Genomic DNA, 16104 nt, shown 5'->3' with positions numbered 1-16104 from the left:
GGGGCGCGGGACTACCGTGACAGGAGCACCTGCGCCTCACACCGGAGCATGTGAACCAGCACACATCTCTCACAAGGAGTTTCACATGGCGACAACAATTGCCGACCAACTCATCAGCGGACTCATCGACGCAGGTGTCACCCGCATCTACGGGATCGTCGGCGACAGCCTGAACCCGGTGGTCGACGCCGTGCGTCGCTCGGGCGGCTCGGCGAAGGGCGGCATCGACTGGATCCACGTCCGCCACGAGGAGGCGGCCGCGTTCGCCGCCGCCGCGGACGCGCAGACCACCGGAAAGCTCGCGGTGTGCGCCGGGTCGTGCGGGCCCGGCAACCTGCACCTCATCAACGGCCTCTACGACGCGCACCGCTCGGGCGCACCGGTCCTCGCGATCGCGTCGCACATCCCGAGCAGCGAGATCGGCTCGGGCTACTTCCAGGAGACGCACCCCGATCGCCTGTTCGGCGAGTGCTCCCTGTTCAACGAGCTCATCCTCACCAGCGAGCAGGCGCCGCGGATGTTCCGCGCGGCCATCCACTCCGCCATCACCGGCAACGGCGTCGCCGTCCTCACCCTGCCCGGCGACATTGCCGAGGAATCCGCCACCGCGACAATGGATCCCATCTCGATCCCGGTGGCGCCGATCGTCACCCCGCCCGCAGAGGTCATCGAGAAACTGGCCCAGGCCATCAATAACGCCGAGAAGGTCGCCATCTTCGCCGGCTACGGCGTCAAGGGCGCCCACGACGACGTCGTCGCGCTGGCCGAGAAGATCGGCGCACCCATCGGACACTCCTTGCGCGGCAAAGAGTTCATCCAATACGACAACCCTTTCGACGTCGGCATGACCGGACTCCTGGGCTACGGCGCGGCGCACGCGGGTATCCACGACGCCGACCTGTTGATCCTGCTCGGAACCGACTTCCCCTACTCGCAGTTCCTGCCCGACAAGGTCACGACCGCCCAGATCGACATCGACGCGACGAAGATCGGCCGACGCACCGCGGTCGAGCTGCCGGTGCACGGCGATGTCGGGGCGACGGTGCGGGCGCTTGCACCGCTGGTGGACCGCAAGACCGATCGGCGCTACCTCGACACCTGGCTGGCCAAGCACGACCAGTTGATGAACAAGGTCGTCGGCGCCTACGCGAGCAACGCCGAGAAACTCGTCCCCATCCATCCCGAATACGCCGCGTCCATCCTCGACGACCTCGCCGACGACGACGCGATCTTCACCACCGACACCGGCATGTGCAACGTGTGGACCGCCCGCTTCATCAACCCCACCGGCCGACGGAAGTTCATCGCATCGATGCTGCACGGCTCGATGGCCAACGCACTGCCGCACGCCATCGGCGCGCAGTCGGCACAGCCCGGGCGACAGGTGATCTCGATCTCCGGTGACGGCGGCCTGTCGATGCTGCTGTCGGAGATCCTCACTGTCGCGATGTACAAGCTGCCGGTGAAGATCATGCTGTTCGACAACGCCACCCTGGGCATGGTCAAGGCGGAGATGCTGGTCGACGGGCTGCCGGACTTCGGCGTCGACGTCGCCCCGGTCGACTACGCCGCGATCGCCAACGCGGTCGGGATCCACGGTCGGCGCGTCACCGATCCCGGCGACATCTCCGCCGCGATGGCCGAGGCACTCGCCCACGACGGTCCGGCGTTGGTGCAGTTGGTCACCGATCCGCTGGCGCTGTCGGTGCCACCCAAGCTCACCGGCACACAGCTCAAGGGTTTTGCTCTCGCGATGAGCAAGGTGGTGCTCAACGGCGGGATGGGTGAGGCCATGAAGATGGCGAAGTCGAACCTGCGCAACGTTCCGCGTCCCTGATGTTGACCCTCACGTAGCGTGCGGCTCTAGCGTCGATTCCGTCGGCCACACCGGGTGGCCGCAGAGGAGAGGGTGTCGGCATGGGTGGGTCCGAGAAGCTGTACCGCGTAGGACAACTGGCGGAGCTGACCGGTCTCACGGTGCGGACCCTGCACCACTACGACGACATCGGCCTGCTGAGTCCGTCTCGTCGCAGCGGTGCGGGCTACCGGCTGTACGACGGCGTCGACGTCGAGCGTCTCTACGAGATCCTGGCGCTGCGACAACTGGGATTGTCTCTCGAGCAGATCGCCGAGGCGATCACCGACCAGACGTCACTCGAGGCGATGCTGGTCGCGCATTCCGAGCACATCGACGCCCGGCTCGCCGCCGTCCAACGGCTGCGAACCCAGCTCGGCGGCGTGCTCGCGACGGTGCGTCGAGCGGACCGCCCCACCGACACCGATCTCCTCGACCTCATCAGAAGGGTGATGACAGTGGATGCACGTGTGGAGAACTATTTCGACGCCGACCAGCTCGCGGCGCTGGCGGTCCGTCGAGAAGAGTTGGGCGAGGACCGGATCCGAGCCGTGGAGAACCGGTGGCCGTCGTTGATCGCGGAGGTCGACGCCGCGATCGCCGCGGGTATGGACCCGGCCGCACCAGAGGCCGGCGCGCTTGCGACCGAGTGGATGGGCCTGCTCGAGCAGTTCCACGGAGGCGATCCCGGTCTGAGGGACGGGATGTACCGCATGCAGGAGGACAACACCGAGGAGATCCAGAAGAACTTCGGCGGGCCGACGACGGAACAGATCGACTTCATCCGCCGCGCCGGCGAATCGCGCGGCTGAAGAGTCCGATCGCGACACAGATGACACCGATGGGCCCCGGCGCGTGGATATTCCACGCGCCGGAGGCCATCGGTGACTGTTGTGTACGAAACCGTCAACCGGCCGACGGTCAGTCGGTCGTGAGCAGGTCGTCAAGTGCGTCGGATGCCATGCCGAAACGCTTCAACCGGTCCAGCGGCATCGACCCCATGACCTTGACGATGTCGGTGCCCAGGGCATCGCCGCCGTCGGACGCGCCCGCCGGCAACATGTCCGCCATCGCCGCCGCGACGGCCGGATCGGCCAGCGCCTCGGCGAGGGTGGACTGCCAGGTGATCGGGACCGGTTGCTCGTCGCCGGTCACGTCGACGATGTCGGTGACGCGCAGATCGCGGCTCGACGCACCCACCCCGACCACGTACGCACCGTCCTCGACGGTCCAGTCGCCGCGCCGCTCGTCCCAGAACGCGATATCGGAGCGGGCGACATGGATCGAGACCTTCTCGGACGCAGCGGGTTCGAGAACCGCCGATGTCGCGAATCCCTTGAGCTCCCGGGGCGGCCGGACCACTCGCGAGTCGGTCTTGGTGAGGTAGACCTGCACCACCTCGCGACCCGCGCGCTCGCCGGTGTTCGTGACGGTGACCTCGACGACGACACCGGTCTCGTCGGAGGCCACCATCATTTCGCTGTACTCGAAGTCGGTGTAGGACAACCCGTGACCGAACGGGAACGTCACCTCCAGGGCGCGGGCGTCGTAACCGCGGTATCCGACGTGGATGCCCTCGCCGTACCGGACGTGGGAGTTCTCGCCCGGGAAGTCGAGGTACGACGGGCAGTCCTGCACGCGGACCGGAACCGTCTCGGTCAGGCGACCGGACGGGTTCACCGCACCGAACAGCACGTCGGCGATCGCGCCACCACCGGCCTGACCGAGCAGAGCACCGTCCAGGATGGCCGGGACCGCATCGGCGACCGGTTGCAGACGCAGCACGCCTCCGTGGGACAGGACCACGACGGTCCGCGGCTGCACCTGCGCAATCGCGGCCACGAGATCCAGCTGTCCCCAGGGGATCTCGATGTCATCGCGGTCGAAGCCCTCCGACTCCTGGTCGGCACCGAGTCCGAGGAACACGACGGCCACCTCGGCGTCGGCCGCCGTCTGCACCGCCTCATTGCGCAGTGTCGCGGCGTCGCCGGACCCGTCGGTGGTGAAGCCGGGCGCGAAGGTGACCGTGCCGGCGCCGGCCTGCGCGCGGATCTCGTCGAGCGGGATGTCGAGTCGCGTCGGGTTCACGTGCGAGCTGCCGCCGCCCTGATAGCGGGGTGATTGCGCGAACTCGCCGATGACGGCGAGCGCGGTTCCCGCCGTCAGGGGCAGCAAGTCGGTGTCGTTTTTCAGCAGGACGATGCTGCGCGCGGCGACCTCGCGTGCGAGCCGGTGGTGATCGTCCAGATCGGCGGTGACGGCGGCCTCTCGTCCGGGCTGAACCCGGCGCGCCAGACCGGCCACGGCGGCCGCCGCCCGATCCACCGCGTCCTGGGACAGGTCACCGGCCCGGACCGCGTCGACCACCTCGGCGTCGGACGCGGGACCCGTTCCCGGCATCTCCAGGTCGAGACCCGCGCGGACGGCGGCAACACGGTCGCGGACCGCGCCCCAGTCACTCACCACCGCTCCGTCGAAACCCCATGTCTCGCGCAGGAGTTCGGTGAGAAGCCAATGGTTCTCGGCGGCGTAGACCCCGTTGATGCGGTTGTAGGAACACATGACCGTCCACGGGCGGGCGGTGCGGACGATGTGAGCGAACGCGTGCAGGTAGATCTCGTGCATGGGCCGGGGGTCGACGTCGGAACTCGAGCGCATCCGATCGGTCTCGGCGTTGTTCAGCGCGAAGTGCTTCAGCGACGTCCCGACCCCGACGCTCTGCACACCGGTGACCCACGCGGCGCCGAGCACGCCGGCGACGACCGGGTCCTCGGAGAAGTACTCGAACGACCGGCCGCACCGCGGGTCGCGTTTGATGTTCACGCCGGGCCCGAGCAACACGTCGACGTCGAGCGACCGCGCCTCACGGCCGAGTGCCTCGCCCACCCGATGGATCAGGTCGGTGTCCCAACACTGACCGAGTCCCACCGCGGGCGGGAAGCACGTCGCGGCCTCGCTGCCCGCCAGACCCAGGTGGTCACTCGCGCCGGTCTGCTTGCGGACGCCGTGCGGGCCGTCGGTCAGCATCAACGACGGAACCGCGCCGACGGCTTTCGTCGTCCAGAAATCGGCGCCGCTGCCGAGGGACGCCTTCTCCTCCAGGGACAGGTCTTTCGTCGGGTCCGTCATCGACACTCCTCTTCGCCGTTGCCACCGCTGGTCCGGTACCGAGGCTACGGATCCCCTCGCCTCGGGACGGATGAACGAAACTCTGCACTGAGCGGCCCACCGCGGTGTATGCGTCGATGCCGCCCCGCTCAGTGCAGAGTTTCGCCACCCACGTGAACACCGAGTCCGGTCACGCCGGGCCGGATGTCGGAGCGCAGGACGTGCTCGTCGTCGTAATCCCCTCCGCGGAGGTCTCGGTAGTTCATCGGTGGCTCGTCGTCGAGGCCGTCGAGTCGGCGGTGCAGCCGTTCGACCTCGCCGCGCAGCCGAAGGTCGTCGACCCGATCGGCCGAGGCGATCAGATGGGGCCGCAGCGTACGCATCCCGGTGTAGTGCGCAGTCCCGTGCAGCAGCGGCCACAACACCTCGTCCATCGCCCCGTTCACGCCCCGAGGGTCGAACGCGGATTCACGATCACCCGCGGACACCACGGCCAGGAACGTGGTCCCGGTCAGCCCTCCGTCGCCGTACTTGCGGACCCGGCCCTGCTCGTCGAGTACCCCGAACGCGAATCCGTTGGTGAAGACGCGGTCGAACCACCCCTTGAGGATGGCGGGCATGCCGAACCACCAGAGCGGGAACTGCACGATCACGCGGTCGGCCGCCGCGATCTTCGACTGTTCGCGGCGGATGTCGTCGGCTAGCCGGCCGGTTCGGGTCGCCAGCTTCTGACGGTGGCCGAGAGTCGGGGCGTGAACCCCTCCGAGATCCTCGTCGCTCAGGACGGGGTTCCAGTGATCCGCGTAGAGGTCGGAGACGATCGGTGTCTGACCGCTCTCGCGAAGGTGGCCGACACCGGAGTCGAACAGCAGGCGGTTGAGGGACTTGTCGTCGGGATGGGCGAAGACCCAGAGTGTGCGCGATGTCGGTGCCATGATGCAACGATCGGCACTACCGACAGCGGATTCAAGTACTGACATCGTCAGCACATACGGGCAGAAAGGTAAGTGATGAGGTGAAGCCGGTGCGCAAGGCAGTGCAGCACGCCCGCGACGTCTGTCCGGTGGAGGTCGCCGCGGCGGTGTTGGGCGGATCGTGGAAGCTCACCGTCGTGAAGCATCTCCTCGACGGACCCGTCCGATTCGGGGTGCTGGGGCGAGCGGTGGGCGAGGTCAACCCGCGCGTGCTGACACGGCAACTCCGCGAACTGGAGTCCGACGGGATCGTGCATCGCGAGGTGTTCCCCGAGGTCCCGCCGCGCGTCGAGTACTCGCTGACACCGATGGGCGCGACGCTGCGGCCCGCGGTGTCGTGGCTCGACGACTGGGGCGTGAGCTACGTCGCCGACCTCGACGAGGCTTAGATCAACGGTGTCGGCCGTCCAGGCGCTTCACCGGCGACCGGGTAATGCGGTACTGCTGAGTACCGATAGTCAGCAGGTGTAAGTACTTCGTCCCCGAGGAGCTCCCATGTCATCAACCCGCGCCACCGCACTCCGCACAATCGCCGTCGGATGCGCCGTCGTCGGTGCCGCCGCGATCGGCGCCGCGCCCGCGAACGCCCTACCGGTCGCGCAACCCGCCTTCACCCACCACGACTTCCGCGTCACCACCTTCGCCGGCCCGCCGCTACCGCTCCCGAACGGGGTCATCTCCGTCGACGCCGCGACGAACGGCACCGGGGTCGTCCGGTTCACCATAGGCCGACGGTGCGCATCGGAGGGCGGCCGTGTGTGCGGCGCCGGCGGCGAGATGCGGGTGCAATGGATCAACTTCGCCAACGGCGCAACCGGCAGCACGATCGTCGGCACCACGATCCTCGGGCTGGACGGATACACCGGGGCGGCCCCGAAGTTCGTGACCACCGGCAGAGGCCCCGTGGGACTCTCCTTCGGCACCACTCGTTCACCGAGTCTGCCGTCCCTCGGCCTGGTGAACCCCTAGCGGCCGGCGCCGATCCCGTCGCGCACCGAGTCGTCGATGGTGGAGTTGACCCCACCGACGCGGAAGCCGGCACCGCGATGGCGATCGGGCAGATGATCACTCTCACCGAACAGCTTGTGCCGCAGTGTTCCCGGCGTGTACTCCCGCTCGTAGGCACCGCGACGTTCCAGGGCGGGGATGACGTGGTCGATGACGTCGGCGAACGTGCCCGGGGTGACGGCGTAGGCGAGGTTGAACCCGTCGACGTCGGTCTCGGAGACCCAGCTCTGCAGTTGGTCCGCGATGCTCTCGCCGGAACCGACGAGCACGGGACCCATGCCGCCGATTCCGCCCCAGGCGGCGATGTCGCCGACGGTCCACTCCTTGCCGGTGTCGGACGCCTGACTGAACGCGGCGACCGCCGACTGGATCGCGTTGCTGTGGACGTTGCCGATCGGCTCGTCGAGGTCGTAGCTCGACAGGTCGATACCCATCCATCCCGACATGAAGACCAGCGACCCCTCGTCACTGGCGTAGCTGCGGTACTCCGCCGCCTTCGCCTGCGCGGCCTCCTCGGTGGCGTCGGTGATGATGGTCAGCAACGTGTAGATGCGCGCGTCATACGGCTTTCGTCCGGCGTCGACGAGCGCGGCGCGAACCTTCGAGACGGTCTCGCGCAGCAGCGCTTTGGTGGGCGCGGCGACGAAGATGGCCTCCGCGTTGCCCGCGGCGAACGCGAGTCCGCGGGGCGAGGCGCCGGCCTGGTAGATCACCGGCGAACCCTGAGGCGACGGCTCGGAGACGTGGATCCCGGGCACCGAGAAGTGCTCACCGCGATGGCCGATGTGGTGGACCTTGGCGGGGTCGGCGAAGACGCCTGCCTCGCGGTCGCGGCGGACGGCGTCGCGTTCCCACGAGCCCTCCCACAGTTTGTAGAGCACCTCGAGGTATTCGTCGGCGTGGTCGTAGCGTGCGTCATGGGCGAGCTGATCGGTCTCACCCATGTTGCGAGCCGCCGACGGCAGGTAGCCGGTGACGACGTTCCAGCCGATCCGCCCCTTGGTCAGGTGGTCGAGCGTCGACATACGGCGTGCGAACGGGACAGGGTGCTCGAAACCGGTTCCGGTCGTGATGCCGAAACCGAGGTGCTCGGTCGCGTACGCCATCGCCGACACCAGCAGCAACGGATCGTTGACCGGCGTCTGCGCCCCCTGTCGGATGGCGGCCTCGTCGGTGCCGGCGAAGACATCGTAGGTACCCAGCACGTCGGCGATGAACAGCCCGTCGAATCCGCCGGTCTCGAGCAGCTTGGCCAGCTCCACCCAGTAGTCGAGGGTGTTGTAGTCCCAGGACCGGTCCTCGGGGTGACGCCAGAGCCCGGGCGACTGGTGGGCGACACAGTTCATGTCGAAGGCATTGAAACGGATGGGACGCGACACGACACTCCTCGATAGAGGTGACTTCGAGGTCCATTGTCGCGGTAGTCGAGACAGCCCGCCACGGTTGCGCCCAGCGTGGCGCCAAACCCTGACGCGAGTCAGGCGTCGAGGCGGTAAACGCGGATAGCGTTGTCGCGGAACACTTTGCGGAGCAGGTCGGGTCCGCGCGGTGTCAACACGTCGAGCAGGGTGCCGACGATCATGACCACCGAGGCATTGGGTTTGTCGATCGGGTAGTTCGACCCGAACATCACCCGATCCGGGCCGAAGACGTCGGTGGTGTGGTCGATGAGCGGGGCCATCATGTCGGTCAGCGTCGCCTGGCTGCCGATGTTGCCCGACGCCTGGTGCCCGTAGCCGAGGAACGGGAACGCCAGACCGGAGTGCTTCGCGACGACATTGGGGCACGACGCGACCTCGGCGATGCCGTCACGCCACCGCGCGTAGATGTCGGCGCGGTCGGCCGCGGTGTGCCCGGTCCGCGACCCCATCGGCCCGAAGACGCCGACCGGCGTGGCGTAGTGGTCGAGCACGATGGTGACCTCGGGGTACTCCCGCGCCAACCGCACCACGTCGGACATCTGGTGCGAGTAGACCCATGCCTCGAAGCTCAGACCGCGCTCGGCGACCGCCGCGAATCCCCGCAGGAACGACGCCGAGGTGAGCGCATGGTCCTCGTCGGTCCAGTCGCGTACCCGCGGGTCGGGGTGCCGTGCGGCCATCGAGCGGATCCCGCGGAACGGCGAGCGGCTGGCGGCGCGGATGTGGGCATCGAGCAGGTCGGCGACGTGCGGATCACGCGGGTCCGCGTGCCCCACGATCGCGCCGAGCGACGGCGACCGCCCCTCCCCGAACGGGAGCTCGTCGATCCAGTGTGTCTCCCCGGCCGGGCCCAACTCCTCGGAGCTGTGCCAGCCGGCCTCGATGTGGACCGCCGAGCCGATCGGTACACCGGTCGCACCCTCGACCGCGACGACGTCGGCGAGGTAGTCCCGCGGGCGGTAGGCACGCAACAGGTTGCGCGGCGTCAGCGCGAACTCGCGGTCGGCCTGATTGCGCAACCGGAACAGGCGGTCGCCGACGGCGGGCAGGATCCGGTAAACGCGTGCCACCGAGCTCGACTCGCGCGGCGTGGTCAGCGGATCCCACTGATGGATGTGTGTGTCGATGATCGACGGGATGACGTCGGCCAGTGCATCCGAGGACGACTCACCGAAGACCATGGTCAGACTGTACTAACGTGGGCACCGACACTCCGTGGGGGTACGCGCGAGTTGTCGAGTGCAGGAGGTCGGTTCGCGATGGGAAGTCACACGCGCAACGGGCTGGCGGCTGTGCGCGGCGCGATCGGCCGCGATCCCGACCGGTTCGTCTCGAACTTCTACACCCGCCTGTTCTCGGTACGTCCCGACCTGCGCGACCTCTTCCCGGCGACGATGGCGCATCAGCGCGCGGCCCTGTTCGGCGTCCTCGACCACATCTTCGAGGTGATCCCCGACCCCGCCGGCCACACCGATCTCATCGGGTTCCTTGGCCAACTCGGCCACGACCACCGCAAGTACGGCGTCTCGCCCGAGGACTACGACGTGTTCTTCCGGTCGCTGCTCGCCGAGATCAGCTCGACCCTCGGTGAGGACTTCGACCCCGCTACGTCGGCGATCACCGCGCAGGCGCTGCTGTTGGCCACCGGCGTCATGCGAGGCGCCGCGGAGAGCGCCCGTGGCCCCGCGACGTGGCAGGCCCGGGTGGTCGAGAAGTACCGGCTCTCGCGCGATCTCGCGGTGGTCCGACTGGTCACCGACACCCCGCTGACCTACATGGCCGGGCAGTATCTCGAGATCCAGATCCCGCAGTGGCCGCGTTTCTGGCGTCATCTGTCGCCGTCGATCCCACCGAATCCGTCGGGCGAACTGGAGTTCCACGTCCGCGCGGTGCCGTCGGGAACGGTGAGCGCGTCGATCGTGACCGAGACCGCCGTCGGCGACGTCTGGACCCTCGCCCAGAGCCACGGGACGCTCGCGGTCGAACCCGACCGCGACGTCGTGCTACTGGCCGGCGGCACCGGGCTGGCGCCGCTGCGGTCGTTGATCATCGAGATGTCGCGTCGGGTCGATTCCCGTCCGACGCACCTGTTCTACGGGATGCGCTATCCCGGCGAGCTGTACGACGTGGGCACGCTGGCCCAGATCGCGGGCACCAACCCGTGGCTGACGGTGACCGTGGCGTCCGAGGAGACCACGAACCCGTGGTGGCTCACCCGCGACATCGACTTCGCTCGTCTGGGTATGGAGCACCGCATCGGGACGGTCGCCGAGGTCGCCCTCGCCCACGGCGACTGGTCGGAGCACCAGGCGATCGTCGCCGGATCACCGGAGATGGTGGAGAACACCCGTCGGTCCCTGATCATCGCCGGCGTACCGGCGCGCAGGATCCAGAGCGACCCGCTCTAGCCGGCACCGTTCGCGGGATTCGCACCGGCGGGCGGATCGGCGGGAACCTTGCTCGGGTCCTCGGGTTTGACCGCCGACGCAGGAGAGCTGGTTGTGGTGGTGGTCGGCGGAGGTGTCGTCGTCCGGGTGACCGTGCGCGGGGGCTGGGTCACGGTGACCGTCTCCGGGGGCGGCGCAGGCGGCGGCACGAACTCCTCCGTCTCCTCCTCGGTGGTGGTCGTGGTGGTGGTCGTCGGCGGCCGTGAGCGCGTGGTGGTCGGTGCGGGTGTGGTGGTCGTCGGCGCCGACGTGGTCACCGAGGACTCCGACCCGGCCGGAGACGGCTCGTCGTCGCCACCGGTGAACAGCACGACCCCGACCACGACGGCGGCGAGGACGGCCGCGGCGACCGCGGCACCGACCAGCGCCAGCCAGCGTGTGCGGTTGCTGCCGGTGACGCCGCGGTTGCGACCGTGCAGCGCGGCACCGTGTGCGGCGGCGTAGGTGGGTTCCGACGCGATCTGGACGGGCAACTGGGTCTCGTACTCCAGCGTCGGGGCGACGCCGGGGACCTCGGCGCCCGGTCCGACGACGAAGACGCCGCTGCGTCCGACATCGGTGCTGGGCAGCAGCCCGAACGCGCCGGCCACGGCCTGTGCGCCGGGGGTGTCGGTGACCGGTTCACGCTCACCGCCGGTCGGCAGCTGAACCGCACCGACCACCGTCGCGGTCTCGGTGTCGACCGCGGCGATGGACAGTTCGTTGAAGGGCACGGCGTCCGCGGCGAGGTCGAGGACCACGACGACGCCACGCTGATCGGACTGTGCCGCAGCGACATTGGCGAACGCGAACGGGGTGTCGGTGATGGTGGTGCGCGAGAACCACTCCGGGTCGGTCTTGGCGCCGGCCGTGACGGTGTTGTGCAGCGACACCTGCATGCTGCGCTGAGCACACGCGACGGTGACCGCGTCGACCGCGAACGGGGCGGACTCGACCAACTGTGTGATCGCGTCGAAGACCGTTTCGGGGGAGCTGTCGGTCAGATCCACGACGTTCCGGGCCAGCACGTTGCCGGTGGACACCTCCATGACAACGGAGGCGATCTGCAGATCGGTGACCGAAACGCCCAGTACCTGACTCATCGTCTGACACCTCGCGTCTGGCTGCGTGACGGACCGGGTGGACCGCACGTCGTACGAGACCCTATCGGGACACAGACGGCCTCCGTTACCCTGCCCGCTGGTTAGGCTCGTGCCATGTCCCCCGACCAGCCGCAACGACCGGCCCGACCGGCGCGTCCGCAGATCGCCGTGACGCCGATGCGCGAACCGGTCAGCGACGACCGACCCCGCATCGTCGACGTCGGTGTGATCGCGTGGGTCCTCACGGTGATCGCGCTCGCGGCGACGTCCGCGCTGGTCGCGATCCGCCAGAGCGAGGTCCGCGCGGAACTCACCCGCTCGCTCGCCGCGGACAACGCATCCGCCTCGGCCGACGAGGTGAAGACCGCCGTCGACATCGCCATGATCGCGGCCGGGGCGATCGCCCTGGTGATCGTCCTGCTGGCGCTCTACGGCTGCATCCGCATCCGCGACCGCGTCCCCGGGGGACGCACCACCCTGACCACGGTCGGGGGCGTCACGGTCGTCGGGTCGATCGCGTTCTGGACCGTCGTCGAGCCGGCCCGCGATCTGATGTCCCCGGTCGTCGGGTGGTCACCGTTCGTGGTGGCCGCGCTCGCCGCGATCGCCACCGGGGTGATGTTCGTGCCGTCGGTGGGCCGCTGGTTGCGGGCCGCTCCGAAACGCTGAACTCAGCCCGAGAGGTCGGCGAGGACTCCCTCGGCGCTGCGGGCCGCGGCACTGCAGGCCAACGCGGTGGGACGGTCGAGAAGCGGATGCGTTGCCCGGGCGCGCCAGGTGCGCACCGCGTCCAACGCCGTCGACCGCACCTTCTCCGCCGGATCGTCGGGCGCCAGACCGAGTCGCAGGCTGGGTTCGATGCCGTAGCCGCCGACGACCCGGGTGAGCTCGTCGAGGTGATGCTCGGGCAGGTGGATTGCCCCGGTACGCAGCCGCCCCAGCAGACGCAGCTCGGCGAAGCCGTGGACGTCGGCGAGCATCCGGTCGGCCGTGTGCCGGATCTCCGACGCCTCCCGCGAGTCGCTGCGGGCCAGGATGCGGCCCAGCGCGATGAGCGCGGTGTGACTCTTGAGCTGATCGGCCCGCTGCCCGAACTGCACGTCGATGACGTCGCGGAGCTCGTTGAGCCCACTGCGTTCGACGAGCTCCGAGGCCAGCGTCGGCGAGTCGGGTGTCCCGAAGCGGATCAGGGTGATGGCCAGGCGGATACCGAACAGTCCGAACCGGTCGAGCAGCGCTGCGCGCAGGGCGGGCTCGACGGGAAGTTCGGTGGTCGGTGCGACGAACCGGTCGACCGAGAGCATCGCCACCACGAGGTCGTCCGGGGAGACCGCGGCCAGTTTGACCAACGCGCGGTACTCGACCTCGCGCAGCGTCCGGGCGCCGAGGGCGAGCAACCCCGCCACCGGGACCACCGCCTGACACAGACCGGTCCGCTCCAGCTCACCCGCGAACCGCGCCGCCACGTCCTTCGCGGACATCATCGCGTCCATCCGCCCCGCGCCGATCTCGTCGGCCCGCGACACCACGCCGACCACGCCGAGCGGCCCGGAATCACGACCGATGGACTCGCCGATCCGCGCCAGGAACGAGGTGTCGGTGCCGGTGAGGGTGCGCAGCAGGTAGACGACCGCGTCGGCGCCGGACTCCCCGTCCTCGGGCGTCAGCATGTCGACGGTCAGGGCGGACACGTCGCGGGAGAGCGACGCCGTGCCGGGGGTGTCGATGATGGTGGTGGTGCGCAGGGTCCGCGCGGGCCAGGTCACGTCGAGACGGTCGACGCGTTCGGCGGTGAGCTTGCCGAAGTCGAAGGTGAGGCGACCGTCCGGACGCAGCACCGGGATCTCGGTGGTCCGGTCGCCGTCGTAGGTCGCCGTGACCGTGGGCGTCACGCCGCGGCGGTACCACGTGACGACGCGTGTGCACTCGGTCGCGTCGGTGGGCGCGATGTCCTGTCCGACAAGGGCGTTGAGCAGCGTGGACTTGCCCGCCTTCAGCGAGCCGGCCAGAGCGATGCGCAGCGGCTCGTCGAGACGTTCACCGCACTGGACGAGTTCGTGGTGGATGCGGGCGTCGTCGGACCAGAGGTCCTGCGCGGAGGCGATCAGCGCGCGAGCCCGGTCGATCGTGCTCACGCGCCGATGATCCGCTTGTCGGGGGTGACGACCCGGATCGCCTCGGGGCCGGGATCGAGCTGCTGGGCGACGGTGCGCAGCGCGGCAACGGCTTTGAGCTCACGTTCGAGTTCGGCCACCCGGCCTGCGCGTTCGGATTGTGCGAGGGAGGCGGCTTCCTGGGCCGCGCGCAGCGACTCGCTGACCGATGTCGAGGCCTGCTCGGCGACCGCGGTGAAGTGATCTCGCAGGGACCGTTGGATGTGGCGCAACCGGTCCCGCGACTCCTTGCCCACCTGGAAGCTGACGTCGTCGGTGTACTTGAAGATCGCCTGCTTGGCCTTGGCGCGGCGTTGGTCGACGCGAACACCCTTCTCGTCGCGATAGGCCTTGCTGCCCAACAGGATGCCGGCGCCGACGGAGATCGGGTTGATCAGGGTCAGGCCGATCAGCGTCGTCATCAGACCGAACATCAGGACACCGCCGTAGGACCCGCGCATCCCGATCAGTGCCTTCTGTCCGATGCCGAGTCGCCCGGATTCGAGGTCGGCGAGGTCGGTGACGGGATCGAAGATGCCGTCGATGTCGGAGATGTCGAGGTCGGGCAGATGAGTCTCCGCGGCGTCGGCGAAGTGGTCGGCGACCTGCTGTGACAACCACAGCGCCTGCTCGTGCGCCCAGACGAAGTTGTCGCCGACCGCGGTCGCGATCTGGTCGGACAGCCACTCCCCGATCTGCGGCCAGTCCTTGCCGGGATCGCCCTCGTCGACGGCCTTCTCGGCCTCGCGGGTGACCGCGCGGAGTCGGTCGCGCAGGTCGTGGTCGATGTCGGCGGCGAGGTCGGTGACGCCGTCGGACAGCGTCTGCTGCCACAGCGCGGACTTCTTCTGCATCTCACCGGCCGCGGTCTGCGCGCGTTGCAGACCGGCCACGGCCACGGCCGCGGTCTCCGGGTCACGCAGGGCAGCGAGCTCGCTGCCGAGGGTCAGCGCGAGATGTTCCGACACCGACCGCAGGTCGAGCGACACCGACGACCGCGTCGCGAGGTCGGCGTGCGCGACGACCTTCTCCCGGAGGTACGTGTAGAGATCGGCGAACCCGGACTCGGCGTTGAGCCCGTCGTCGTTGAGCCGCAACGCGTGTGACCGCAGCATCGACGAGATCGGGAGCAGCGGGACGTCGATGCCCTCGCGCGTCAGGTGACCACGATCGGCGTCGACGATGGCCCGCCAGTGCGGGTAGAGGTCGGTCTTGGTGATCAGGCAGGCGACGGTCGGGCACAGCGCGGTGACCTGCCCGAGGAAACCGACCTCGGGCTCGGTGAACTCCTGGCTGGCGTCGGAGACCACGAACACCGCGTCGGCGGACGGGATCAGACCCAGCGTGCTCGCGGCGTGCGGGTTGCCGTGCCCGCCGACCCCGGGGGTGTCGATGACGACGAGACCGTCGGCGAGCAGCGGGCTGGGAACGCTGATCTCGAGGCGCAGGATGTCGCGGCCCTGTGCGAGCGGGGTGGTCGGGGTGATCGACCGGATCTGCTCGATCGGGATGGGGACGCGCGTGGGCTCGGTACCGGGTTGATCCAGCACCAGCACCGCCGACGGCGTCTCGGCGTGCTGCACCAGGGTCGGCACTGCGGTCGTCTCGTCATCACCGACCGAGCAGACCTCGAGGTTGAGCAGCGAGTTCACGAACTGACTCTTGCCCTGCTTGAGCTGGCCGACGATGACGATCCGCAACCGCGGATCGGTGATGCGGGTGCGAGCGCCCTCGAGTCGTTCGACGAGGTCGTGGCGGTCGGCCCGGGAGGCCACCCCGCCCATCTGGCCGAGCAGGTCGCCGAGCCGGCGTGCCGCCGAGCCGTCGGACTGTGCGACCTCGTGGCCGTCGGGGGTGGAATGCATGGTGGCGGGTGACCTCACCTGGGTTGTCGTCGGGTGTGGCGGGACTGCGCGGCGGGTCGGGGTCACCGAACCGCAACGACCCCGTACGCCAGAAATCCAGCGTACGGGGCCGATGCTGCCAGGCAGGCGCGGACGGTAGTTCGGGGCAACCGGCGCGCGCTGCACTGACGAGCTCTTTCGCGGTGACGCCG

13 protein-coding genes are annotated in these 16104 nt (G+C 69.0%); 6 read left to right on the top strand and 7 right to left on the bottom strand.

The window, feature by feature from the left end:
- Positions 1–85 precede the first annotated feature (85 nt).
- Positions 86–1837 carry a pyruvate dehydrogenase gene (locus tag LX13_RS11940; protein ID WP_253661526.1) on the top strand — a complete coding sequence of 584 codons (1752 nt, stop codon included), beginning with the start codon at positions 86–88 and terminating at the stop codon, positions 1835–1837.
- Positions 1838–1917: 80 nt separating this feature from the next.
- Positions 1918–2667, top strand: coding sequence for a MerR family transcriptional regulator (locus tag LX13_RS11935; protein WP_253661525.1), 750 nt, complete (start codon positions 1918–1920; stop codon positions 2665–2667).
- Between the two features lie 109 nt (positions 2668–2776).
- Here LX13_RS11935 and LX13_RS11930 read toward each other — a convergent pair whose 3' ends face one another.
- Positions 2777–4984: a glycoside hydrolase family 3 C-terminal domain-containing protein gene (locus tag LX13_RS11930; RefSeq protein WP_253661524.1), complete on the bottom strand. Its 2208-nt coding sequence runs from the start codon at positions 4982–4984 to the stop codon at positions 2777–2779.
- Positions 4985–5112: 128 nt separating this feature from the next.
- On the bottom strand, positions 5113–5898 hold the full coding sequence (locus LX13_RS11925) for an NAD(P)H-dependent oxidoreductase (RefSeq protein ID WP_253661523.1): 786 nt from the start codon (positions 5896–5898) through the stop codon (positions 5113–5115).
- 89 nt (positions 5899–5987) lie between these two features.
- Here LX13_RS11925 and LX13_RS11920 point away from each other — a divergent pair, with 89 nt between their 5' ends.
- Positions 5988–6326: a winged helix-turn-helix transcriptional regulator gene (locus tag LX13_RS11920; protein ID WP_253661522.1), complete on the top strand. Its 339-nt coding sequence runs from the start codon at positions 5988–5990 to the stop codon at positions 6324–6326.
- Between the two features lie 106 nt (positions 6327–6432).
- The gene (locus tag LX13_RS11915; protein ID WP_253661521.1) at positions 6433–6906 is read left to right on the top strand and encodes a hypothetical protein; all 474 of its coding nucleotides are present in this window, start codon (positions 6433–6435) and stop codon (positions 6904–6906) included.
- On the opposite strand, the gene LX13_RS11910 is transcribed toward LX13_RS11915, so the two are convergent.
- On the bottom strand, positions 6903–8324 hold the full coding sequence (locus LX13_RS11910) for an LLM class flavin-dependent oxidoreductase (RefSeq protein ID WP_308214738.1): 1422 nt from the start codon (positions 8322–8324) through the stop codon (positions 6903–6905). The genes LX13_RS11915 and LX13_RS11910 overlap by 4 nt on opposite strands.
- Before the next feature lie 98 nt (positions 8325–8422).
- A complete protein-coding gene (locus LX13_RS11905) occupies positions 8423–9547 on the bottom strand; it encodes an amidohydrolase family protein (protein ID WP_253661520.1) in 1125 nt (374 codons plus the stop codon).
- A 78-nt stretch (positions 9548–9625) separates the two neighbouring features.
- On the opposite strand from LX13_RS11905, the gene LX13_RS11900 reads away from it, so the two are divergent.
- A complete protein-coding gene (locus LX13_RS11900) occupies positions 9626–10774 on the top strand; it encodes an FAD-binding oxidoreductase (RefSeq protein ID WP_253661519.1) in 1149 nt (382 codons plus the stop codon).
- Here the strand turns inward: LX13_RS11900 and LX13_RS11895 are convergent.
- Complete coding sequence (locus LX13_RS11895) at positions 10771–11895, bottom strand: DUF7159 family protein (RefSeq protein WP_253661518.1); 1125 nt, start codon at positions 11893–11895, stop codon at positions 10771–10773. The genes LX13_RS11900 and LX13_RS11895 overlap by 4 nt on opposite strands.
- A gap of 114 nt (positions 11896–12009) precedes the next feature.
- Here LX13_RS11895 and LX13_RS11890 point away from each other — a divergent pair, with 114 nt between their 5' ends.
- Entirely contained in the window at positions 12010–12564 is a 555-nt protein-coding gene (locus LX13_RS11890) for a hypothetical protein (RefSeq protein ID WP_253661517.1), read from the top strand.
- Positions 12565–12566: 2 nt separating this feature from the next.
- Here the strand turns inward: LX13_RS11890 and LX13_RS11885 are convergent, their stop codons facing one another.
- Together LX13_RS11885 and LX13_RS11880 are read right to left on the bottom strand one after the other, a co-directional pair.
- Complete coding sequence (locus LX13_RS11885; RefSeq protein WP_253661516.1) at positions 12567–14030, bottom strand: dynamin family protein; 1464 nt, start codon at positions 14028–14030, stop codon at positions 12567–12569.
- Positions 14027–15913, bottom strand: a complete 1887-nt coding sequence (locus tag LX13_RS11880) for a dynamin family protein (protein ID WP_372499880.1) — start codon at positions 15911–15913, stop codon at positions 14027–14029. Before LX13_RS11880 ends, LX13_RS11885 begins: the two co-directional genes overlap by 4 nt.
- Positions 15914–16104 lie beyond the last annotated feature (191 nt).

The organism is Williamsia maris (assembly GCF_024171815.1).
Taxonomy (GTDB): Bacteria; Actinomycetota; Actinomycetes; order Mycobacteriales; family Mycobacteriaceae; genus Williamsia_A; species Williamsia_A maris.
Note: the sequence above shows the minus strand (reverse complement) of the source record. Positions and strands in the feature narration are given on the sequence as shown.

What these genes read in the sequence shown, in the direction of transcription:
- LX13_RS11905 (WP_253661520.1), bottom strand. Translation starts at nt 9,547, where the DNA reads ATGGTCTTCGGTGAGTCGTCCTCGGATGCACTGGCCGACGTCATCCCG.
- LX13_RS11880 (WP_372499880.1), bottom strand. Translation starts at nt 15,913, where the DNA reads ATGCATTCCACCCCCGACGGCCACGAGGTCGCACAGTCCGACGGCTCG.
- LX13_RS11930 (WP_253661524.1), bottom strand. Translation starts at nt 4,984, where the DNA reads ATGACGGACCCGACGAAAGACCTGTCCCTGGAGGAGAAGGCGTCCCTC.
- LX13_RS11895 (WP_253661518.1), bottom strand. Translation starts at nt 11,895, where the DNA reads ATGAGTCAGGTACTGGGCGTTTCGGTCACCGATCTGCAGATCGCCTCC.
- LX13_RS11890 (WP_253661517.1), top strand. Translation starts at nt 12,010, where the DNA reads ATGTCCCCCGACCAGCCGCAACGACCGGCCCGACCGGCGCGTCCGCAG.
- LX13_RS11925 (WP_253661523.1), bottom strand. Translation starts at nt 5,898, where the DNA reads ATGGCACCGACATCGCGCACACTCTGGGTCTTCGCCCATCCCGACGAC.
- LX13_RS11915 (WP_253661521.1), top strand. Translation starts at nt 6,433, where the DNA reads ATGTCATCAACCCGCGCCACCGCACTCCGCACAATCGCCGTCGGATGC.
- LX13_RS11940 (WP_253661526.1), top strand. Translation starts at nt 86, where the DNA reads ATGGCGACAACAATTGCCGACCAACTCATCAGCGGACTCATCGACGCA.
- LX13_RS11900 (WP_253661519.1), top strand. Translation starts at nt 9,626, where the DNA reads ATGGGAAGTCACACGCGCAACGGGCTGGCGGCTGTGCGCGGCGCGATC.
- LX13_RS11935 (WP_253661525.1), top strand. Translation starts at nt 1,918, where the DNA reads ATGGGTGGGTCCGAGAAGCTGTACCGCGTAGGACAACTGGCGGAGCTG.